Origin of the sequence: Cognaticolwellia beringensis (assembly GCF_002076895.1) — a bacterium.
In the GTDB taxonomy this organism is placed as follows: domain Bacteria; phylum Pseudomonadota; class Gammaproteobacteria; order Enterobacterales; family Alteromonadaceae; genus Cognaticolwellia; species Cognaticolwellia beringensis.
On sequence record NZ_CP020465.1, the window covers coordinates 3,810,845 to 3,832,591 of the forward strand.

At 40.2% G+C, this 21,747-nt stretch carries 20 protein-coding genes; 10 read left to right on the forward strand and 10 right to left on the reverse strand.

Translation table 11 applies throughout. The features are described 5' to 3' along the window. Positions 1-104 precede the first annotated feature (104 nt). From B5D82_RS16020 to hisG, 9 genes are all read right to left on the reverse strand, one after another. Positions 105-473, reverse strand: a complete 369-nt coding sequence (locus B5D82_RS16020; RefSeq protein WP_483862445.1) for a DUF6559 family protein — start codon at positions 471-473, stop codon at positions 105-107. 180 nt (positions 474-653) lie between these two features. Then, positions 654-1,277, reverse strand: a complete 624-nt coding sequence (gene hisIE, locus B5D82_RS16025) for a bifunctional phosphoribosyl-AMP cyclohydrolase/phosphoribosyl-ATP diphosphatase HisIE (protein WP_081152932.1) — start codon at positions 1,275-1,277, stop codon at positions 654-656. Continuing rightward, complete coding sequence (hisF, locus tag B5D82_RS16030; protein WP_081152934.1) at positions 1,271-2,059, reverse strand: imidazole glycerol phosphate synthase subunit HisF; 789 nt, start codon at positions 2,057-2,059, stop codon at positions 1,271-1,273. The genes hisIE and hisF overlap by 7 nt, the downstream gene beginning before the upstream one ends. Continuing rightward, a complete protein-coding gene (hisA, locus tag B5D82_RS16035) occupies positions 2,041-2,778 on the reverse strand; it encodes a 1-(5-phosphoribosyl)-5-[(5-phosphoribosylamino)methylideneamino]imidazole-4-carboxamide isomerase (RefSeq protein ID WP_081152935.1) in 738 nt (245 codons plus the stop codon). Before hisA ends, hisF begins: the two co-directional genes overlap by 19 nt. Positions 2,779-2,781: 3 nt before the next feature. Then, positions 2,782-3,402, reverse strand: a complete 621-nt coding sequence (gene hisH, locus B5D82_RS16040; protein ID WP_081152937.1) for an imidazole glycerol phosphate synthase subunit HisH — start codon at positions 3,400-3,402, stop codon at positions 2,782-2,784. Between the two features lies 1 nt (position 3,403). Continuing rightward, a complete protein-coding gene (hisB, locus tag B5D82_RS16045) occupies positions 3,404-4,474 on the reverse strand; it encodes a bifunctional histidinol-phosphatase/imidazoleglycerol-phosphate dehydratase HisB (protein WP_081152938.1) in 1,071 nt (356 codons plus the stop codon). Position 4,475: 1 nt separating this feature from the next. Then, positions 4,476-5,597 (reverse strand): histidinol-phosphate transaminase, encoded by a 1,122-nt coding sequence (gene hisC / locus B5D82_RS16050; RefSeq protein ID WP_081152940.1) that lies wholly within the window; start codon positions 5,595-5,597, stop codon positions 4,476-4,478. Then, the gene (hisD, locus tag B5D82_RS16055) at positions 5,598-6,959 is read right to left on the reverse strand and encodes a histidinol dehydrogenase (protein WP_081152941.1); all 1,362 of its coding nucleotides are present in this window, start codon (positions 6,957-6,959) and stop codon (positions 5,598-5,600) included. Between the two features lie 2 nt (positions 6,960-6,961). Continuing rightward, entirely contained in the window at positions 6,962-7,861 is a 900-nt protein-coding gene (hisG, locus tag B5D82_RS16060) for an ATP phosphoribosyltransferase (RefSeq protein WP_081152943.1), read from the reverse strand. Positions 7,862-8,390: 529 nt separating this feature from the next. Between hisG and B5D82_RS16065 the strand changes: the two genes are divergently transcribed. The 7 genes from B5D82_RS16065 (at position 8,391) to fadD (ending at position 15,711) form a co-directional block, all read left to right on the forward strand. Continuing rightward, the gene (locus B5D82_RS16065) at positions 8,391-8,720 is read left to right on the forward strand and encodes a hypothetical protein (RefSeq protein WP_081152944.1); all 330 of its coding nucleotides are present in this window, start codon (positions 8,391-8,393) and stop codon (positions 8,718-8,720) included. 184 nt (positions 8,721-8,904) lie between these two features. After that, complete coding sequence (yoaA, locus tag B5D82_RS16070; RefSeq protein ID WP_081152946.1) at positions 8,905-10,857, forward strand: DNA repair helicase YoaA; 1,953 nt, start codon at positions 8,905-8,907, stop codon at positions 10,855-10,857. Between the two features lie 122 nt (positions 10,858-10,979). Then, positions 10,980-11,666, forward strand: coding sequence for a tRNA (adenosine(37)-N6)-threonylcarbamoyltransferase complex dimerization subunit type 1 TsaB (gene tsaB, locus B5D82_RS16075; protein ID WP_081152947.1), 687 nt, complete (start codon positions 10,980-10,982; stop codon positions 11,664-11,666). Positions 11,667-11,837: 171 nt separating this feature from the next. After that, positions 11,838-12,245, forward strand: a complete 408-nt coding sequence (locus B5D82_RS16080) for a hypothetical protein (RefSeq protein ID WP_081152949.1) — start codon at positions 11,838-11,840, stop codon at positions 12,243-12,245. Continuing rightward, positions 12,238-12,942, forward strand: a complete 705-nt coding sequence (locus B5D82_RS16085) for a M50 family metallopeptidase (RefSeq protein ID WP_081152951.1) — start codon at positions 12,238-12,240, stop codon at positions 12,940-12,942. Before B5D82_RS16080 ends, B5D82_RS16085 begins: the two co-directional genes overlap by 8 nt. A 66-nt stretch (positions 12,943-13,008) precedes the next feature. Further along, positions 13,009-13,872 carry an alpha/beta fold hydrolase gene (locus tag B5D82_RS16090; protein WP_081152952.1) on the forward strand — a complete coding sequence of 288 codons (864 nt, stop codon included), beginning with the start codon at positions 13,009-13,011 and terminating at the stop codon, positions 13,870-13,872. Positions 13,873-14,055: 183 nt separating this feature from the next. Then, positions 14,056-15,711, forward strand: a complete 1,656-nt coding sequence (gene fadD / locus B5D82_RS16095; protein WP_081152954.1) for a long-chain-fatty-acid--CoA ligase FadD — start codon at positions 14,056-14,058, stop codon at positions 15,709-15,711. Positions 15,712-16,325: 614 nt separating this feature from the next. Here fadD and B5D82_RS16100 read toward each other — a convergent pair. After that, the gene (locus tag B5D82_RS16100) at positions 16,326-17,063 is read right to left on the reverse strand and encodes a YciK family oxidoreductase (protein WP_081152955.1); all 738 of its coding nucleotides are present in this window, start codon (positions 17,061-17,063) and stop codon (positions 16,326-16,328) included. Positions 17,064-17,341: 278 nt separating this feature from the next. Between B5D82_RS16100 and B5D82_RS16105 the strand changes: the two genes are divergently transcribed. The 3 genes from B5D82_RS16105 to B5D82_RS16115 all read left to right on the forward strand — a co-directional run bounded on the left by B5D82_RS16105 (position 17,342) and on the right by B5D82_RS16115 (position 21,697). Beyond that, the gene (locus B5D82_RS16105; protein WP_081152957.1) at positions 17,342-19,753 is read left to right on the forward strand and encodes a VolA/Pla-1 family phospholipase; all 2,412 of its coding nucleotides are present in this window, start codon (positions 17,342-17,344) and stop codon (positions 19,751-19,753) included. Positions 19,754-19,952: 199 nt separating this feature from the next. Next, positions 19,953-21,002 carry a protease SohB gene (gene sohB / locus B5D82_RS16110; protein ID WP_081152959.1) on the forward strand — a complete coding sequence of 350 codons (1,050 nt, stop codon included), beginning with the start codon at positions 19,953-19,955 and terminating at the stop codon, positions 21,000-21,002. A gap of 41 nt (positions 21,003-21,043) precedes the next feature. Next, positions 21,044-21,697, forward strand: a complete 654-nt coding sequence (locus tag B5D82_RS16115) for a thiopurine S-methyltransferase (RefSeq protein WP_081152960.1) — start codon at positions 21,044-21,046, stop codon at positions 21,695-21,697. Positions 21,698-21,747 lie beyond the last annotated feature (50 nt).

Here is a 21,747-nt window from a genome sequence, read left to right on the forward strand (position 1 = left end):
ATAGCAGAAATAATAGAGAGTGCATATCGTCATGTATATCGATATGCATGACGATATTTAGTGGGATCTTGGAAAAGAGTTAGTTTTGATTTAGTTATTAGTTATTAGTTGTGATTTAAACTCAGGCTTAAACGTTGAAAATATTCACTGTATTTTTTACGCACAATATAAGCACTTATTTCTTTTTTATATTGCTCAATATCGAGTTCTGGATATTCTGAAAATAAAACGTTTTTTAAGTCACTTTGCTCAAGACAAAGTAAATAGGCTAATGGTAAATATGTTGGATTAAAGTTGTTGTGGTAAACGGTGGTTCTAACTTCAGAGGGGCTATAATGCTTTTTTGCACCATAACGGTTTACAAGTACAGGCATTAGTTTGGAACCGTACTTTTTAATTGCATGAGATTTAAACAACTTGCCTTTCCTTAGCGAGAATATAGTCCTGTAAAATATTGTGCGAATTATATACATTAAGCTTGGAATAATCAAGTCAATTAAGGCTAGAGGCCTAGCTTTAATTGACTTGTGTGAATTTCGATAGGCATTTGAAAAAAGTGTAGATTACTCATGCTTTTACAATGCCAGTAGCACTTATAGGCTTAAATAAAATGTAGTTAACTAGATAAATAGCTAACTACTTAACGTGCTGTTTTACTTTTTTTTGTGTCTTGACTGTAATACGGCCATTACTTCACTTAGGTCAATATTTTGGTCCTGTAAAAGCACTAAGGTGTGATAAAACAAGTCCGCACATTCACCCAATAAATCTTCTTTCGTTTCAGCAACAGCAGCTAGTGCTACTTCTACGCCTTCTTCGCCTACTTTTTGCGCTATTTTAGTGGTGCCGCGCGAAAATAAATGTGCGGTGTAGCTATCTTCTGGGTCATCATTTTTTCGACTGGCAATAACTTGCTCTAGTTGACTAAGAAAATTTTGTTGGCTAATGTTTTGCTCTGGGAAGCAAGACTCTGTACCCAAGTGGCAAGTAGGGCCTTGCGGTCGACAAGCAATTAATAAGCTGTCTTGATCGCAGTCAGTCACAACTTGGCTGACTTTCAAAAAGTTACCGCTAGTTTCGCCTTTGCACCACAGTGCTTGTTTAGCGCGACTATAAAATGTTGCTAAGCCTGAGCTTAAGGTTTGCTCTAAAGCTTCAACATTCATATAACCTTGCATTAAAACCGCACCGGTATCTTGATGCTGAATTATTGCAGGGATCATGCCCGACATCTTGTCCCATGCCAGTTGGCTTATATTATCTTGTGTAATTAGCATAATCTGATCTCAATTTTTTCATTTTTAAGAGTTTGCTTTAATTCGTCCATAGGGATAATACCTTTATGGAAAACACTGGCAGCAAGTGCACCATCAACATCTGCTTGCTGAAAAACATCAACAAAGTGTGATATTTCGCCAGCACCGCCTGAGGCGATTAGTGGCACATTACACAAATCTCTCACTTGTTTAAGCTGCTTTATATCATAACCTTGGCGAACCCCGTCTTGGTTCATACAATTAAGTACAATCTCGCCTGCGCCGAGCTTTTGTACTTCTTGGATCCAATCTAAGGTGCGCCATTTGGTTTTTTGTGTCCGTGTTTCATCGCCAGTGAATTGGTAAACTTGATATTCGCCTTCACCATTGTTCGCATCTTGATTAAAAAAGCTATCAACACCAACTACAATACATTGTTGGCCAAAAATATCCGCTAAGCGTGAGATTAAACTTGGATCTCTTAATGCAGGAGAATTGATAGAAATTTTATCTGCGCCCATCATCAGAATTTGCTTAGCATCTTCTTCTGTTTTTATGCCGCCAGCGACACAAAAGGGGATATCGATAACTTGAGCAATACGGCTAACCCAGCTTTTATCGACTACGCGATCGTCCGAGCTGGCAGTAATATCGTAAAAAACTAGTTCGTCAGCACCCGCTTGTGCATATTTTTGTGCCAGCGGTACTATGTCGCCAATTATTTCATGGTTACGAAATTGAACACCTTTTACGACTTTACCGTCTCGAACATCAAGGCAAGGAATTATGCGTTTGGCCAGCATGCGATTGCCTCCTCTAGAGTAAATTTACCTTCAAGTAACGAGCGACCGAGTATCACGCCATCAACGCCAGTAGGAATTAGTGCTTTGATATCGTCTAATGAACCAATACCGCCTGAAGCTTGCCATTTTATACTTGGGTATTGCTGACATAGTTCTTGATACATGCCTACGTTGCTGCCTGTAAGCGTGCCGTCTTTACTAATGTCAGTACAAAGTACATGATTTAAACCGGCAGTAATGTAGTCATCTAATAATGTTTCTAAGTTAACGCCACTGTCTTTTATCCAGCCGTGCGTTGGCAGGGTTTTATTGCCTAAAGCATCAATTTTTACATCTAACGCCAGTACAATTTTTTCGCCGCCAAATTCTGTAATCCATGTGCGTACTAAATCGGGTTCTTTTATCGCTAATGAGCCAATAACAACACGGTCGGCACCTAAGTTAAGTAACTGCTGAACGTCTTCTTTACAACGCACACCACCGCCTACTTGAATGATCATGGTATCGTGTTTAACCAAAGTTTCAAGTAAGGCTAATTGGCGTTTAGTGCTATCTTTTGCGCCGTCTAAGTCAACAAAGTGCATGACCGTTGCACCAGCTTTAGCGTAAAGGTTTTGTCGCTCTTTTGCGGTATATTGATAATTAGTCTTTTGCTGGTAATCACCTTGAAATAACCGTACGACTTCGCCGTCAATTAAGTCAATTGCTGGGATCATCATGGCTTACATCTCCAAAAAATTTTTAATGATTTTACTGCCAAGCGCGCTTGAGCGTTCTGGATGAAATTGACAACCGATAAAGTTGTCTTTTGCGATAGCGGCAGAAAATTCACTGCCGTATTGACAGCGGGCGACGGTATATTCAGAAATAGGCGCGGCAAAGCTATGCACAAAATAGAAATAGTCATCAGCGCTAATACCTTTGAATATCGCATGGTCGCTAACTTGCGTTAACGTATTCCAACCCATGTGGGGCATACGTAAATCGTTCGCTTGCAGAGGCGTAATATCCGTAGGAATTAAGCCTAAACATTGCACTACTTCGTCTTTACCTGCGCCTTCAACAGATGTGCGTGCCATTAATTGCATGCCTAAACAAAAGCCTAATACAGGCTGGGTAAGTTGCTGTAATGTTGCCACTAAACCTTTCGATACTATATTTTCCATAGCATGACGAGCACTACCCACGCCGGGTAATATAACTTTATCGGCATTTTTAATGACATCAAGGTCATCAGAAATAATGATAGAAAAACCTAAGCGTTCAACGGCAAACTTTACTGACGCTAAGTTGGCACAACCGGTATCAACAATCACAAAGTTAGCTTGTTTTTTCTCGCTCATACTATAGACATCCCTTGGTGCTTGGTAAGTCGTCACCGGCCACGGTTATGGCTTGGCGAAGTGCACGACCAAATACTTTAAACAAGCTTTCAACTTGGTGATGACAGTTTCCTTCAGTCGTTGAAAGGTGCAGGGTGATTGCCATAGAATCTGCTAACGAGCGGAAAAAGTGCGAGACCATTTGCGTCGACATTTGACCCACCATATTATCGGTAAAGTTCGCGTCAAACTCTAACCAAGGACGGCCAGAAAGATCTATCGAGCACTCGGCGCGACATTCATCCATAGGCAAAACAAAACCAAAACGGCCGATGCCACGTTTATCACCTAAAGCTTGTTTAAGCGCTTGGCCTAAAGCTAAAGCAGTGTCTTCAACGCTGTGATGTTCGTCAATGTGATAGTCGCCATCAACATCTACTTGCATACTAAAGCCGCCATGTGCAGCAATTTGTTCCAGCATATGGTCGAAAAAGCCTAAACCTGTTTTGATTTTGATATCACCGACTTTATCTAGGTTAATAGCCACATTGATATCAGTTTCTTTTGTGGTGCGAACCACTTTTGCAACTCTTGAACTGGTCAGTAGTTGTTCAGCAATATCATCCCAATTAAGGGTTTGACGGTCATATTTTATCGCTTTAATACCCATGTTTGCGGCAAGGGCAACATCGGTGTCGCGGTCGCCAATAACATAAGAGTTGGCAAAGTTGACCTTACCTTGCTGTAAATAGTCGCTAACTAAGCCTAATTTTGGTTTACGACAGCTACAATTATCGGCTTCAAAGTGCGGACATAGTAATACGTCGTCAAAGGTAATACCTTGCGAGGCAAACATTGCCATCATTTTATCGTGCGGTAAGTCAAAGTCGCTTTGCGGGTAGCTTGTCGTGCCTAAACCATCTTGATTCGACACCATTACCAAGCGAAAGCCTTTCTTCTGTAAGGCAATTAACACCGGGATTACGTTCGGTTCAAAGACTAACTTTTCTAAACTATCAACTTGTTTATCGGTAATTGGCTCTTCAATTAAGGTACCGTCTCGGTCGATAAATAAAATATTTTCTTGGCTCATATTAATTCTCTTGTGCCACCGTTTGGGCTGTGGTCGTGGTGAAACTATGGGTTATAGTTTGCTGTAAAAGTGAAAGTTCGCGTTCACTGCCAATGCTAATGCGTAGACAGTTTGCGAGGTTTTGTTGCTTTGATTGGTCGCGTATTAAAATACCTTGCGCAACTAAACTATTAAAAATGAAGTCTTTTAGCTCGTTACTTTGACAGCGGAATAAAACGAAATTGGCATCACTGTGAAAGACTTCGTTACACCACGTTTGTGCTGTTAACCACGTCGCTAGTTGCCCACGTAATATGTCAGTTTCTTGCACGCGGGTACTCATTTTTTCAAGACCTGGCTGTGCTAATGCTTCACTGGCAATATCGGCAACCGGCGCTGAAATAGGATAAGGCGCTATCACTTTACTCAGCATAGTAATAACATCGTTATTCGCCAGCGTAAAACCGCAACGTAAGCCCGCTAAAGCAAAGGCTTTTGATAGTGTTCTTAAAATAACTAAATGCGGATAAGTGTTAAGCCAGCTTGCCACTGATTGCTCAGGGCTAAATTCGATATAAGCTTCATCAACTACCACAATTGCTGTTTCAGCAAAAAGCTCAAGTGCGGTTTTAATCTCTTGTTGTGATAGCAAATTACCGGTTGGGTTACCCGGAGAGCATAAAAATACAACTTTGGTTTTGCCAACGTTTGCTTTTAAGCCCGTTAAGTCCAGAGACATTGTTTCTGTCAGTGGCACTTTAATAACGTCAGCACCATGGTTTTCAGCACTAATGGCATACATTCCATAAGTGGGCGGACAAATTAAAATGCTATCTTGGTAAGCTTGGCAAAAGGTTCTGATGATCAGCTCTATACCTTCATCTGCACCACGCGTGGCGAGCAAATTTTCTGGCGCTATTTCACTATACTGGCTGTAAGCATTGATCAAGTTTTCTGGCTGAAAGTCAGGATAGCGATTAATGCTGTCGCTGCTAACTTGATAAGTACCTGGGCCAGAGGCTTCGTTAGCGTTTAACCATATTTTTCCTTGCATTGCACCGCTGCTGGCAAAAAGTCTGCGGGCAGATTGGTAAGGCACCATATCAATTAGCTCTTTTCGAGCAAGTTTGTTCGCAATGCTCATTTATGCCTCCGCGTTCTTTGTCGCTGCATTTTCTGCAGGTGCTTCTAGGCGAATGGTGACAGCGCGTTTGTGACCGTCTAGTCCTTCTGCATCAGTGAGTTCGCAAATACATTCGGCTAAGGAACTTAAGCCTTCGCGAGTAATTTCTTGCACAGTAAAGCGTCTTGAAAAGTCAGCCAATGACAAACTGCTAATAACTTTTGAATAACCATAAGTTGGCAGCACGTGATTAGTGCCGCTGGCATAATCACCAGCAGACTCTGGCGTATAAGCGCCAACAAAAATTGAACCAGCATTACGCAAACTTTTTAATAACTGCTGCGCGTTGTCGGTTTGAATAATTAAATGCTCTGGGCCGTATTCATTTGAAACTTCAACCGCTTGTGCTAAATCTTTTGTCAGTATTAAGCGGCTTTGCTGTAAAGCTTGGCGCGCTATTTCTGCACGAGATAAGGTCGTTAGTTGCGCTTCTAATGCTGATTGCACGGCGTTAATTAGTGCTTCGCTATTTGATAGCAAAATAACTTGGCTATCTGGTCCATGTTCCGCTTGCGATAATAAATCTGCAGCTACAAAGCTAGCATTAGCATTTGCATCAGCTATAACAAGTACTTCAGAAGGGCCTGCTGGCATGTCGATAGCGAAACCATTAACTTGCTGTGACAACTGCTTTTTTGCCTCGGTAACATATTTGTTTCCTGGACCAAAGATTTTGTTTACGGCCATAATGGTTTCAGTACCAAAGGCTAAAGCGCCACAAGCATGAGCACCACCAACGCTATATATTTCATCAATACCACATAATGAAGCTGCAACAAGTATTTCGTCGGCTAATTGTCCGCTTTTATTAGGCGGGCAAACCAGTACTTTACGCGGACATTTTGCCAGTTGTGCCGGCACACCTAACATCAACACAGTTGAGGGTAATGGTGCGCTACCGGCTGGTATATATAAACCTACGCTATCAATAGCTTCAGTTTTTAAGGTACAAACCACACCAGGAGTGGTCTCAACACGAATGTCTTCACTAATTTGGGCCTGGTGAAAGCGTTTAATTTGTCCGTATGCTGTTTCAATAGCTTTTAGGCGCTTGGCGGTTAATCTCACTTTTGCAGCGGCAACCTGTTTAAGTGTTACTTTAAGTGTATCAAGCTTCACACCATCAAATTTTTCGGTTAAATCAAATAAAGCTTTATCACCATTGTCTTTTACGTTGGCAAGAATGTTTTCTACTTGTTGTGATAATAAGCCGCTTTCTGCAATAGCTGGCCGAGAAAGTGCGAAACCACGCTCGGCTTTAGACAAGTTCTCCCAAACTATTGAGTCTTTAAGTTTAGTTGTGTCTTGGTTCTTTATGCTCATGTTTAGCCCATCATTTTTTCAATTGGCATTACTAGAATGGAGTTACAACCTAAAGCGTTAAGTTGTTCCATGGTTTCCCAGAAAAATGTTTCTGTTGCAACAACGTGCACTGCAACAAGATCTTCACGTCCTGCTAAGGGAAGTATGGTTGGTGTTTCTTTACCAGGCATAAGTGCGCTAACTTGAGCTATTTTGTCTTTTGGCGCGTGTAGCATAATGTATTTACTTTCTTTTGCTTTCATTACACCTTGAATGCGAGGTAATAAGGTATCAAGAATCGCTTGTTTCTCTGGGACTAAGGCATTGGCGGTTTGAATTAATGACGCATTTGATTGAAAAATCTCTTCTACTTCAACTAGCCCGTTAGCTTCTAGCGTTGCACCCGTTGAAACTAAGTCACAAATACCGTCAGATAAACCAACACGAGGCGCTACTTCAACAGAGCCTTTTAGTAAGCAAAACTCGACATCGATACCATTGTTTTTGGCAAAGCGATTAAGTAATTGTGGGTAGGTAGTGGCAAATCTCAGACCATTAAGGCTCTCAATACCTGTATAGTCAAAGCCTTCTGGCATGGCAATTGATAAACGACAACCGCCAAAATTCAAACCTGAAGTGCGAATGTATTTTGATTTTTGATTCATTAAAGCACGCTCTAACGCGGCTTCTTCTAAGGTATTATCACCTACTATACCTAAATCACAAACACCGTCCATAACGAGTCCTGGGATATCACTGCTGCGTACGCGCATGATATCAATTGGCATATTAGTAACATGAGCAAGTAAGCGGCGATCAGAGACATTAAGTTTAAGGCCACAACGCTTCAATAGTGCTTGTGTGTCGTCGCTTAAGCGACCTGATTTTTGCATTGCAATGCGTAAACGTGGTTCTGTTGTCATGTTATTTTCCTATTAAATTTTAAAATTTTTATACTATTTAGTCACATTTAATACGGTTAAAATTCATCATGTATATACAATTATATAGCCATAAAAATGCGAAAACCCCCGAGAGAGGTGAACTCTTTCGGGGGTTTAGAAATTAATTTTCATTTATCTTACACCGCTGAAAGGTTCAATGCCCCTCAGCGAATAAACCTGAGCAGCTAATCCGTATGATGGTGATGATGATGGATGGCAATCAGATTTAAAGTCATGTGTTATTTACTCTATTTAAGTGCTGAGTTATGTTTCAGCGTCAAGTTTCGGTGTAAGTTAATTTTTTGTCTTGTTATTAAATTAAAGTACTTACTTTAATTTAGGTTTACATTACGTGGATTTTTGGAGCAGATCAAGCGATTAATTTTAACTCGATATGAAATTTTGAACTAAGCTAGTATTGTTTGGTTCTAAGAGAAGTAGAGTCGCAAAGTTAACGTTAGGGCCGGTATTGCCGATATAGAGACAATACTTAAATGAGGAGGCAACCATGGACATTTTCACTACTGCATTAACACGTGTTGTGCCCGTGCCTATAAAACCAACTAACCTAAAAGTTAAGGCGTTAGCTAAAGCGGCTGCAACTCATGCAGTGTCTGATGACATTGCGGGCTTAGAAGATCCTGCTTTATATTTTAAAAAACCATCAGATGAAAAATCACCAAGTAAAGAAGAAACACACGATAATGACGCAGCTGAATCGGTTGAACCTTCAACAGTGCCAGCAGATAATACGGGTAAACATATAGATATATATGATGATAGTGAAAACGCACCAGTAGAAAAAGATGATAAACCCCACTTAGATATTTTCGTATGATACTTACGTTGATATTAAGCGCCTGACCTAGGCACTATTATTTAATCAGAGTATTTGTAGTCGAATTGTTAGCATATTCTACGATATTTTCTTGTTTAAAATTAGCGAGGATTTGCTATATTTATCCTGTTATTTTTATCTGTGATGATTATAATGAGCGCAAATTTATCAATGTCGTAACCTCATGAATGCTGTTGAACATGCGTTTTCACATCAAGGTGCTTTAGCGAAAGCCATTAATGGCTTTTCTCCTCGCCAAGCACAACTCGATATGGCATTGGAAGTTGCTAAAGCAATTGAGCAAAAAAGCTCGCTTATTGTCGAAGCGGGGACAGGTACTGGTAAGACATTCGCCTACTTAATTCCAGCATTATTGGCGAATAAGGCGAATGCTGAAAATGATGCCGGGCAGATAAAAATTATTGTTTCAACCGGTACCAAAAACCTACAAGAACAATTATTTCATAAAGACTTACCTCTAATACGTAAAGCGCTGGCCAGTAATGCACAAGTAGCCTTATTAAAAGGGCGCGCAAACTATCTTTGTATCTATCGATTAGAGCAATATCAACAATCGCGCGGTCAACTTGACGCTCAAACATTAGCTGATTTTGTCAAAGTACGTGCTTGGGCGAATGGCACACACAGTGGCGATATTGGTGAGTTGGTTAATGTTACCGAAGGCTCGCCGGTATTTCCGTTTGTTACCAGCACGGTTGATAACTGTCTCGCAAAAGATTGCCCAAATATTGAAGATTGTTATTTAATTAAAGCGCGAACAAAAGCCATTGATGCAGATCTTGTGGTGGTAAATCATCATTTATTCTTTGCTGATATGGCGCTAAAAGATAGTGGCTTTGGTGAGCTAATTCCTAAAGCTGATGTGATGATTTTTGATGAAGCGCATCAAATAGCCGACATTGCCAGTGAATACTTTGGCGAGGCATTTTCTACTCGGCAAATGCTTGATCTTTGTAGTGATGTTTTACAAGTTTACCGAACAGAATTAACTGATGTAAAGCAACTGGCTAAAGCAGCAGAAAAGCTGTTAAAAACCAGTCAAGAATTTCGCCTGTTATTTAGTTATGATCCCGAACGCGGCAATTGGCGAGAAAAGCATCAACAGCAACAATTTGCTCATGCCTTTAAACTATTAAAAACTGATTTAGATTTTCTCTATCAAGTGATCAAACTTTGTGTTTCTCGCAATGAAGCTATTGATAACTGTTTTGATCGAGCGGTAAACCTATTAGCACAATATGAAGTCATGGCTGATGTAGAGGCGATGGGTATGAGCTTTTGGTATGAAACCACGCCACGCCATGTTGTGTTACATAAAACACCATTATCAGTAGCTGACAAATTTGGCACGTATGTTAAAGAGTCTGGTGCAGGCTGGATATTTACTTCGGCAACGCTCGCCGTAGATGGCGCATTCAAACATTTTTCTAGCCATTTAGGTCTTGAAGGTTCCGCCAGTTTATTGCTCGATAGTCCATTCGATTATGCCAAACAGTCTCAATTAATAATACCGCGTTATTTGCCCGCAGCAAATGACATGAACCGGGCTAAAGCGTTATCTGAACTTGCTATTCCCTTAATTGAAGCCAGTGCTGGTGCTTGTTTTATGTTGTTTACCAGTTATCGCGTTATGCATCAGGTTGCTGAGTTATTAACCGAGAACATTGATAACCCATTATTAGTGCAAGGGCAGATGGGCAAGCGAAAGTTACTTGAAGAGTTTGTTGAGCAAGATAGCGCGGTGCTATTAGCCACGGCAAGCTTTTGGGAAGGAGTGGATGTTCGCGGTGACAAACTTACCTGTGTGATCATCGACAAATTGCCCTTTGCTTCACCCAATGATCCTTTATTACAAGCACGCAGTGAAGATGTAAAACGACAAGGTAAAGACCCGTTTGCGCAAATTCAATTACCGCAAGCGGTCATTGCTTTAAAGCAAGGAGTAGGGCGTTTAATTCGTGATGTGAATGACAATGGTATTCTTGTGATATGTGATGATCGACTGGTTAATCGTCCCTATGGCGAAGTTTTCCTGAAGAGCTTACCTGATATGAAACGCAGTCGAGATATTAAGCAAGCAGCGACATTCTTAGCACAACTTGTGAGTCGAAAATAAAGTATAACCAACTTCATGCCTGCAAATTTCAAACATGGCAGTGTTAAAGTTTTCTGGGAATAACATAAAATAATGTTAAACTCGCCCCATAAATAATGAAGCAATTTTAAAAGGTTTTTGACGTGAATTTTTTGGCCATTGATGCCTCAACTGAAGCTTGTTCAGTCGCAATTAAATATAATGATAAACAGTTTAGTGAATATGAGCTGTGTCCTCAGTCGCATAGTTTGCGTTTACTGCCGATGATCGACAGCGTGTTAAAACAGGCTAGTGTTAAATTAACTGATCTTGATGGTATTATTTTTGGCCAAGGCCCGGGTAGTTTTACCGGCGTGCGAATTGGTATTGGTGTTACGCAAGGATTAGCATTTTCTGCAGAGCTGTCTGCACGTGGTGTGTCTACTTTACAAGCGATGGCTCAGCAAGCCTACGATGAAAAAGGCGAGGGTAAAGTTATTGCCGCAATAGATGCGCGCATGTCAGAAGTTTATACTTGTTACTTTGAAGTTGATAAACAAGGGATTATGCAACCGAAAACTGAAGAAACAGTGCTAAAACCAGAGTTTGTTGCTCAATATTATCAAGACTTAGTCATACCTGCTTATGCGGTTGGCACAGGGTGGGATGCTTATCCTGAATTAGCCGCCTTAAAATCAAATGCTGATTCACCTGAAATTTTGTTTCCAACTGCTGTGGCTATGTTAACACTGGGGCAAGTCGATTTTGCACAACACTGTGTTGATGCTGAAAATGCACAGCCAAAGTATGTGCGCGATACTGTTTCATGGAAAAAGCTCCCAGGAAGATAACACTTAGCTATTTTGACGTTATCTAACTGACTAGGACTAAAACATTTAAATTTACCACTGCCCTTTAACTTGCGTGATTGAAAGCATATTAAGGTGTTTAACAATATACGATCTATTCGACCGTATAAAAAATTGATTTCACCTTGACGATAAATTTGTTAAATTAGTAGCATGCAAGTTAATAATACCGCCAATTTAGCTTCTCAAGCTGCTCTCGCACTTGGAAATAGCAACTCTGTACCTGCTCAAGAGCAGCGTACTAGAGCACTTGCGCGTGAAACGCTTAGCAATGAAGAAAATCAAAGCCAAAAGTCACAAGCTGACATTGATAGCCGACAACGATTAGATATTGACGACCAAGCGATTGCGCTTATTGAGCGAGAACAGTTGCCACAATTTGAAAGCCGCAACAACGCTCAGCGAAGTAATCACCAAGGTGCGCAATCAAACAGCTATAATAGTGGTTATGATTCACCTTCGAATCAAAATCAATCGGCAGTAGCCGCTTATCAGTCCATTGGTGCAATTGCCCAGCGCGATAATATTCAACAAATTTTTGGCGTTGACTTATTTGCCTGAATCATCGGATAAAAAATATCGTTCCTCAACTGAAAAAACCACAAAAAGCTTGAGCCATAAGTTTCAATTTTGGTTGCTGTTTTTAACGGCGCTAATTATTTTACAGTTGCCTTTTATTTCCATACCCTTTAAATGGTTAGAAAGCTATTTCCATGAGATTAGCCATGGTTTAACGGCGCTGCTAACTGGCGGAAGTATTATACAAATTCAATTGTTTCCTAATGGTGCTGGATTATGTACAACTCGCGGCGGCTCAGCTTTTTTTATAAGCTTAATGGGCTATGGAGGCGCAATATTGTGGGGCAGTTTACTATTCTACTTAGCTTCAAGTCATCGCAGAATTGCACAGGTTTTTTCTATGCTGCTAGTCGGGTTACTCGCAAGTAGTATATTATTATGGGTACGCGATTTATTAACCTTATTTATTGTTTTAGTTTTGCTGGTTTTAGTGCTGGCGCAAATAAAATATTCTTCACAAAAGTATCTGCAAAAGTTTTTACAAGTTACGGGTTTATTAGTGTTAATTAACAGTTTAATGAGTCCACTTTATTTACTTGATGGACAAGCTCGCGGTGATGGTGCAGCCTTAGCCAATCTGACTTATATTCCAGAAATAATTTGGGTTGTTATTTGGTTTTCAGCAGCATTGTTAGCAACCTATAAACTTAGTAAAATATCATTGGGTAGTAAACGTTAGCTTCTAGAACACCATTATCTTCATTTGAAACAAGCGATAGCTCTGTCGGCTTATTAAAGGATTTTCATGCCAACTTCTCATATATTTAAAACAGTAGAATTCGATGTTAACGGCCAAAAAATTAGTGGGATAAGTAATGGTAATGAGCAGGGGGAATTACTTTTATGCTTGCATGGTTGGCTCGACAATGCTGCAAGTTTTCATCCTCTGATGCCGTATTTATCAAACTATCATGTTATTGCCATTGATTGGCCTGGGCATGGTTTATCTGATCATCGCAGCGCTGATGCTCATTATCATTTTTTAGATTGGGTCAATGACTTAATTGCTTTGTTTCGCTCACAGCAATGGCAAGCTATTGATATAGTTGGTCACTCTATGGGAGGAATGGTAGCGTCTACCTTCGCAGCAGCATTTCCTGAACATGTGAAGTCATTAACCTTAATTGACGCTATCGGACTTTTAACCTCATCCGAAACAACTACAACGACACAATTGCGCAAAGGATTATTAAGTCGATTATCCCAAGGGACTAAAGTTAAAAAATATCACGCTAGTCTTGAATCTGCTGTTGAGGCTAGGGTACTTGTATCGGATTTGAGCCAACAAAATGCCGCACTTATTGTTAATCGAGGCATCGAGAAAACAGCGGCAGGTTTTAGTTGGCGTTCAGATAGTCGTTTACGCACTATTTCAACTTATCGATTTACTATGGCACAAGCACAACAACTTGTTGCAGATATAAATATACCTGTGCAATTGCTATATGGCAGCAAAGGCATGGATATGGTTACTAAAGGGCTAAAAAATTTTAGTCCGTTGTTTAAAAACTTGCAGAAGCACAAATTGATAGGCGGGCATCATGTTCATATGGAACAACCCGAGCAGGCGGCTATGTTAGTAAATGCGTTTATTCAACAGTTAAAGTAAGTATAAGCTTAACTCCATAGCTATAAGTTATTTAAAGGTAATTTTTTTACTCAGTTCAACTATAATAACGGTATTAAATTCCAGTTAATTTAAACAAGTGTTTAAATTAACTGGATCGACCAGTGAAAATTTGATAAAACGTATCACTAAATAAAGAATAAGAATCTAAAGAGGAAAGGTACTGTGGAAAAAATTTGGCTTGAGAAGAGTTATCCTCCCGGCGTTCCATTTGAAATTGATCCTGATAAATACGCTTCAATTGTCGATATGTTCCATAAATATACTAAGGTTTATGCCGATCGTGCTGCCTTTATTAATATGGGTGCGGAAATTAGTTATAGTGAACTTGCTGAGCAAGCCACTTCCTTTGCGGCCTACTTGCAGCAAGATTTAGGTTTAGTTAAAGGTGATAAGTTTGCCATTATGGTGCCTAACTGTTTGCAATATCCTATTGCACTCTTTGGTGCCTTGTTAGCCGGTTTAACTGTGGTGAATGTTAACCCGCTATACACAGCTCGTGAATTAGAGCATCAATTAAAAGATTCGAATACTAAAGCGATTTTGATTATTCAAAACTTTGCCAGCATTTTGGAAAAAGTGATTGATAAAACGCCGGTTGAAAAAGTTATTTTGACTTCGCTTGGTGATCGCTTAGGTCCAGTCAAAGGTGCGATTGTTAATGGCGTAGTTAAATATATCAAAAAAATGGTCCCTGCTTTTAATCTCGATAATGTCGAACACTTTAATAAAGCGTTAGCAAAGGGGAGCAAGTTAACTTTTAGCCCTGTTAAGCTTTCTGGTGACGACTTGGCCTTTTTGCAATATACCGGTGGAACAACAGGTGTTTCAAAAGGGGCGATGTTAACGCATCGCAATATGGTTGCTAACTTAGAGCAAGCCAAAGCAGCGATCAAACCACAACTAGAAGAAGGTAAAGAGCTCGTTGTTACCGCGTTACCGCTTTATCATATCTTCGCTTTGACCGCGAATTGCCTAACCTTTATAACTTTAGGTGGTACAAACTTACTGATCACCAATCCGCGTGATATGCCAGGGTTTGTAAAAGAGTTAGCTAAATATGACTTCACCGCGATTACCGGTGTAAATACTTTATTTAATGGTTTATTAAATACGCCTGGTTTTAGTGAACTAGATTTTTCTAATTTAAAGTTATCATTAGGCGGTGGTATGGCTGTTCAACGTCCGGTTGCTGAAAAGTGGGAAAGTGTCACGAAAACACGCTTGCTAGAAGGCTACGGATTGACAGAATGTGCACCATTAGTAACTTTATGCCCTTACAACCAAGAGCATTACAGTGGCACTATAGGTTTACCAGCATCTTCAACTGATATTCGTATTGTATTGGAAGATGGTAGTGAGGCTAAAATTGGTGAACCAGGTGAAATGTGGGTTAAAGGCCCGCAAGTGATGAAAGGTTATTTTAACCGTCAAGAAGCTACCGATGAAATTTTAAAAGATGGCTGGTTAGCAACTGGCGATATTGCCTGCATGGATGAGAATGGCTTTTTCAAAATTGTTGATCGCAAAAAAGATATGATTATTGTCTCTGGCTTTAATGTCTTTCCAAATGAAATTGAAGAAGTCGTAGCTAGCCATCCCGGCGTATTAGAAGCAGCCGCGGTGGGTATTCCGCATGAAGCAAGTGGTGAAGTAGTGAAAATATTTGTTGTGCGTAAGGATCCTAATTTGACCGAGGCTGGCTTAATTAAACATTGTCGTGAAAACTTAACTAATTACAAAGTGCCTAAACTTGTTGAGTTTCGTGACGAGTTGCCAAAATCTAATGTCGGTAAAATTTTACGACGTGAACTGCGCTAAGACTAGTTTTGCTATAAAAACTTACGTAAAAGTTACATAAAAGTTACTTAAAAAGGCCAACATTCTGTTGGCCTTTTTATGTTCAGGATGAACGGTCAGTTTTTTTGTTCCAGACAAAAACTAAGTACCTTCGTCCTTGCAGGCAATGTCGTGATCACATGGATGTGAATGAACGACGATGTTCAGGATGAACGGTCAGTTTTTTTGTTCCAGACAAAAACTAAGTACCTGCGTCCTTGCAGGCAATGTCGTGATCACATGGATGTGAATGAACGACGATATTCAGGCTGAACGGTCAGTTTTTTTGTTCCAGACAAAAACTAAGTACCTGCGTCCTTGCAGGCAATGTCGTGATCACATGGATGTGAATGAACGACGATGTTCAGGATGAACGATCAGTTTTTTTGTTCCAGACAAAAACTAAGTACCTTCGTCCTTGCAGGCAATGTCGTGATCACATGGTCGTTCTTTGCCATCTCGGTAATTGCTCCTGAATTACTCTAATGACTTACATCCATGTAAGAACATGGCACCACGGCATTAATACGTCCATATACGTCCATATACGTCGATGTGAAAGAACGACGGTGTTTATGAAGTAAATGTCCTAATGACTATTGTGCATTCAACCTTTGGCCGTTAATCGCTTTACTGTCGTCAGCCATTAAATATACGTAAAGTGGCATAATATCTTCAGGGGAGGCGATTGTAGCTTTGTTCTCAGCAGGGTAAGCAACTGAGCGCATATTTGTATTCGTACCGCCTGGGTTGATGGCGTTAGTTCTAAGCACGCTATTATCGTACTCATCAGCAATAACTTGCATCATGCCTTCTGTAGCAAATTTAGAAACGCTATAAGCGCCCCAGTAAGCCTTACCTTTATTGCCCACACCTGATGAAGTAAATACTAATGACGAGCTTTTAGCTTTTAATAGCACCGGTAACAATGCTTGTGCTAATAAAAACTGCGCATTAACGTTAACTTGCATTACGTCTTGCCAAGTTTGTAGATGAATTTGGTTGAATGGTGTCAACTCGCCTAATATTGAGGCATTAAGCAGTGCGCCATCTAATTGGCCAAATTGATTCTCTATTGTGGCGGCTAAATCGATATAATTTTGTTTTGTCGCACCTTTTAAATCAAGCGGAACGATGGCAGGTTCAGGATAGCCCTTGGCTAGAACCTCATCATAAACCGCTTCGAGTTTTGCAACGGTTTTACCTAATAAAATAACCGTAGCACCTAGCTCCGCATAAGTTAATGCTGCTTGGCGGCCAATACCAGCGCCTGCACCGGTAATTAAAATGGTTTTATTCGCTAAAATCTGTGGTGTTATTGCGTAGTCAAACATAAGAATAATTGCTGAAAAAATTTGTTAATAATTCTACTACTTTCACCACTATGCTGACGAGTGTTTTTCGTTAGAATTCTACATTTGCAGAACAAAACTGTGAATAAATCAAAAAATCACTAGCACTTGATCTATTCTTGAGTTAAGTTTAACTGGTCGAACAAGTTGATGCTAATCTTAGGATAAGTATAAAAATCAACGATAATGAAGAATAATAAATATATGCTTGGTAAATAACTAAGTTTATAAAAATAAAGACTAGACCGTGGGGAGATAAAATGAAAAAGCTAGTACTCAGTCTCGCAATAGCCAGTACCTTAGGGTTAAGTGCTTGTGGCGACGAAACCATACAAGATGTTGAAAAAGAAGTTGTTGAAAATGGCTCTGCCGTAACAGCAACAGCACGCGTTAAATTTGATCCCGCAGCAGGTGCTGCAGGACTTTCTATTCCAAATGATTTAATTTTTTCTGGTACTGTTGACGGCACTTTAGAGATACCCGTTGACGATCCAACTGATGGTTCAGATCCTTTTGTTGCTATTAGTGCTCTTGATGGTTGGTCTATTTCTCAACCTTTTTCACTGGGTATTGAGTTTCCTGCAGGCACTTCGTTAGAAGCCAGTAGCGCTTCAGAGCCTGCTTCGGTTAGAATTTTTGAAGCCGTTATGGGCGGCGATGCTAACGACAGTGATTGTACAGCGGTTACACGTGGACTAGCTTGTAAAATTGTAGCTGAACTAACCTTTGGACAAGATTTTGTTACTAGAGGCTCAGCGACTGGCGTATCTGTTATTCCAACACAACCGCTAAAAGCTGAAACAACCTACATTATGATGATGACAAATAATCTTCGTGATAATAACGGTAAAGCCATCGCAGGTTCTAGTACCTATGAATTAGCGCGCCAAGATATCAACACATTACCTTTAGGTAATGAGTCACAATTAGGCCTACAAGCCGCAATCAATAGTTACGAAGCTGCACTTGTTTCTGCAGGCGTAGATAGCGACACTATTATTTATACTGCTGCGATGACAACCCAATCTACAACGCGGGTATTAAGTACGGTTAAATCTTTAATGGCTGCTGGCGTACCGCAGATGTTTGCTAATAAAGAAGCTGGCATTCCAGCCATTGGCGTAGCCGATACAACTCTGTCAGTTGCGGATGTGTTAGCGGATATAATTCCTGAAAGCTTGGTACCGCTATATTCTGCAGCAAACTATATTCGTGGTTCAATTACACTGCCTTATTACTCAGGCGTACCTTCAGCAGAAAATCCATTAGCACCGGTTAATGATTGGTGGCGTGCACGTTGTGATTCAGGTGCAACACTGGCCGGATTAGCAGCAGCAAACCCAGAGGCAATTCCTGCAGGGCCATTAGATGCAAATGATGGATTTTGTATGAACTTTGGCTTGCGTGATTTAAGCTCGGTTGTAGCGATCGATACTGAACGTAATTTAACTAAGTTTAATCCAATTCCAGCAACAAGCGCGATGTTGCCGGTTGATGTGCAAATGACCACGCCAGATTTAGCTTGGGCTAACCCTGTTCGTGCCAGCATGGGATTAGCGGCTATAGAAGAACCTTTAGGTGGTTGGCCAGTAGCGATTTTAGTGCACGGTATTACAAGACAAAAAGAAGATATGTTACCGATTACTGGCATATTATCTTTATTTGGTATAGCAACGGTTGCTATTGATCAACCATTACATGGTAGCCGCGGTTTTGATTTAAATGGCGATGATGTTGATGATATTAATGCAACTACAGTCTCTACTTTACATTATGTAAACTTGGGTAACATGTTAAGTATGCGTGATAATACCCGACAAAGTACCGCTGATTTAATAGGTTTGCGTTTAGGTATGAACTTTTTGGCCGGTGTTGATGGCGATGGTAACCCAATAAAAATCGATAGCTCAAAAGTTCACCTGTTGGGGCATTCATTAGGTGGAATTTACGGCATGAATACGGTTGGCTTAGCAAACACTGAGTTAAACCCGCAAATCGATGGTTTATTTAAAATTGCCAGTACGTCTCTAGCAATGCCAGGATTAATGTTGGCTAACTTTGGTTTGGATTCGCCAGCATTTGAAGGCTTAGCTAAATCCAATTTAACCTTGCAGTTATCACCTGATTTTGCAGCCGCAGTTGCAGCAAATTTACCTACTGGGTATACCCAAACTGAATTGAGTGGTTTCTACTTTGCCTTTTATAACTCTTTATCCGTTGAACAAAAAGCGACATTAGATGCTGGTTTTGCACAATTTACTTTTGCCGCACAAACGGTTACTGATTCTGGTGACCCTATTGCATATGTTGAAATGTTAGCAGCGACAGAAACACCAACGCATTTAATTGAAGTCGTTGGTGATGGTGGTGATAACTTACCAGACCAAACGGTAACGAATACAGCTCCATATACTCCTATGGGTGGTACAGAGCCTGTAATTGCTTTCTTAGGTTTGCAAGGTGTTAGCGAAACGACTCAAGGCTCAGGAGCAGTAAGATTTGTTCATGGTCATCATAGTTCAATTCTTGATCCTCGTCCTGATGCTTCGTCACCCGATGAAGGGTTAAGCAAACGAGCTACACAAGAAATGCAAACGCAAGTTGCGACATTCTTTGCGAGCATGGGACAATTGATTACAGTTACAGACGCTGCAGTTGTAAAACAAGACTAAGTTCAGCTCAAGTCAAAAAAAGCCCTCATTAGAGGGCTTTTTTATTGGTGCTTATTTACAAGGTTAACTTTATTGAATAATTTAAGCATAGACCTTTATTTATAAACTATTTACCCCATATTGTTAGATATAATATTTTTAAAATTAATGCATAACAGCAAGGTTAGCATAAGTTAATTTGCTGGTTAGGAGAGTAACATTGGAATTTTTGTATGAATACGGTTTGTTTTTAGCTAAAGCTATCACTTTTGTCATAGCAGTAATCGCTATTATTATTGCTATTGCATCTTCAGCAATGAAGCAAGGTGGAAAGAAAGGTGAGTTAGAAATTACAGACTTGTCAGAGCAATATACTGAAGTGGAAGAAGATATTACGCATCACTTATTATCGAAAGAAGAATTAAAAGAAAAAGAGAAAAAAGATAAAAAAGCGGCGAAAGAGCAAGCAAAAATAGATAAGAAAGCCAGCAAAGATGACAGTGATGAAAAAACCGTTACACCACGTTTATTTGTTGTAGATTTTAACGGCAGTATTGACGCTAAAGAAGTTGGATCTTTACGTGAAGAAATTAGCGCAATATTAACCGTTGCTCAACCTAGTGATGAAGTGTTCGTTCGTCTAGAAAGTGGTGGCGGGATGGTGCATGGCTATGGCTTAGCAGCGTCGCAACTTGATCGTGTTCGTCAAAAAAATATTCCATTAACCGCATCTGTTGATAAAGTAGCAGCAAGTGGCGGCTATATGATGGCCTGTGTCGCTAATAAAATAGTGTCAGCACCGTTTGCCATTATTGGTTCCATTGGTGTTATTGCTCAAGTGCCAAATTTTCATAAGTTATTAAAGAAAAACGATGTCGACTTTGAGCAGTTCACTGCCGGTGAGTTTAAACGCACCGTGACTATGTTTGGCGAAAACACTGAGAAAGGTCGTGAGAAGTTTGTAGAAGAACTTGAAGAAACGCATGTGCTATTTAAGAACTTTGTCAGTGAGCATCGTCCAAGTTTAGATATTGCTAAAGTAGCAACCGGCGAGCATTGGTTTGGCACACAAGCAAAGGGTTTAGGGCTTGTTGACGAGTTACAAACCAGTGACGACTATCTGCAAGCGCGTTGTAAATCTCATAAAATAGTGCAAATTAAGTATGCAACGAAAAAAGGTTTAGCTGAAAAGTTTTCAAAAGCTGCATCTTTATCGTTTGATGCCATCATCAGTAAGGTTTGGCAAAATAACCGAATTTTTCCAGGTTAAGCGCTTTATTCATTTCAAGTTTAGCTAGGTGGCATATAGCAATGGATAACAGTTTTTGGCATAAATGTTGGGAGCGCAACACACTGGGATTCCACCAGCGTGACGTGCACCCTTTATTATCTCAATACTTCGAAAAATTGACACTACCCTCAGACCGGCATGTATTCGTGCCGTTATGTGGTAAAACGCTCGATATGGCCTACTTAGCAAGGTTTATGCAAGTGACAGGCAATGAATTAAGTGACATTGCCTGTAAAGACTTCTTTCTTGAAAATAATATTGAGTATCAAAAGCAGACTTTAGGTGCATTCGAGCAATTTTCTTGCCCGCAGCTTGTATTGCTTCAAGGTGACTTTTTTAAGCTTTCTTCAAAGGCAATCGACAGCATAGATTGGATATATGACCGTGCAGCGTTAATTGCGCTACCAACAGCGATGCAACAACAATATGTTGATCACTTAAGAACGTTTTTCTCGACGCAAACGCGGTTGTTTTTAGTGACAGTCGAGTTTCCAAAAGAGCAGTTGAACGGTCCACCGTTTGCCGTTACTGAATCTGATGTGAAAAGCCTTTTTTCAGGTTTTAACATTGAATACGTTGCTAAGAATGAGATTAAAGATAAGCAATTTGCGCAGCGGACATTTGAGGTCGATTACTTGCTTGAAAAGCTATATATCATTTCACTCGATAATTAGATGTTTGTTTGAGGTATGAGCGCCGTTAATGTTTAGGTTGATTGGCGATT

Excerpts from the sequence above, each read along its gene's own strand:
- B5D82_RS16065 (WP_081152944.1), top strand. The coding sequence starts at position 8,391 with ATGGACATTTTCACTACTGCATTAACACGTGTTGTGCCCGTGCCTATA.
- hisA (WP_081152935.1), bottom strand. The coding sequence starts at position 2,778 with ATGATGATCCCAGCAATTGACTTAATTGACGGCGAAGTCGTACGGTTA.
- yoaA (WP_081152946.1), top strand. The coding sequence starts at position 8,905 with ATGAATGCTGTTGAACATGCGTTTTCACATCAAGGTGCTTTAGCGAAA.
- hisF (WP_081152934.1), bottom strand. The coding sequence starts at position 2,059 with ATGCTGGCCAAACGCATAATTCCTTGCCTTGATGTTCGAGACGGTAAA.
- hisC (WP_081152940.1), bottom strand. The coding sequence starts at position 5,597 with ATGAGCATTGCGAACAAACTTGCTCGAAAAGAGCTAATTGATATGGTG.
- B5D82_RS16020 (WP_483862445.1), bottom strand. The coding sequence starts at position 473 with ATGTATATAATTCGCACAATATTTTACAGGACTATATTCTCGCTAAGG.
- B5D82_RS16115 (WP_081152960.1), top strand. The coding sequence starts at position 21,044 with ATGGATAACAGTTTTTGGCATAAATGTTGGGAGCGCAACACACTGGGA.
- hisG (WP_081152943.1), bottom strand. The coding sequence starts at position 7,861 with ATGACAACAGAACCACGTTTACGCATTGCAATGCAAAAATCAGGTCGC.
- B5D82_RS16105 (WP_081152957.1), top strand. The coding sequence starts at position 17,342 with ATGAAAAAGCTAGTACTCAGTCTCGCAATAGCCAGTACCTTAGGGTTA.
- hisH (WP_081152937.1), bottom strand. The coding sequence starts at position 3,402 with ATGAGCGAGAAAAAACAAGCTAACTTTGTGATTGTTGATACCGGTTGT.
- hisIE (WP_081152932.1), bottom strand. The coding sequence starts at position 1,277 with ATGCTAATTACACAAGATAATATAAGCCAACTGGCATGGGACAAGATG.
- B5D82_RS16090 (WP_081152952.1), top strand. The coding sequence starts at position 13,009 with ATGCCAACTTCTCATATATTTAAAACAGTAGAATTCGATGTTAACGGC.
- B5D82_RS16100 (WP_081152955.1), bottom strand. The coding sequence starts at position 17,063 with ATGTTTGACTACGCAATAACACCACAGATTTTAGCGAATAAAACCATT.
- hisB (WP_081152938.1), bottom strand. The coding sequence starts at position 4,474 with ATGAGCCAAGAAAATATTTTATTTATCGACCGAGACGGTACCTTAATT.
- hisD (WP_081152941.1), bottom strand. The coding sequence starts at position 6,959 with ATGAGCATAAAGAACCAAGACACAACTAAACTTAAAGACTCAATAGTT.
- B5D82_RS16080 (WP_081152949.1), top strand. The coding sequence starts at position 11,838 with ATGCAAGTTAATAATACCGCCAATTTAGCTTCTCAAGCTGCTCTCGCA.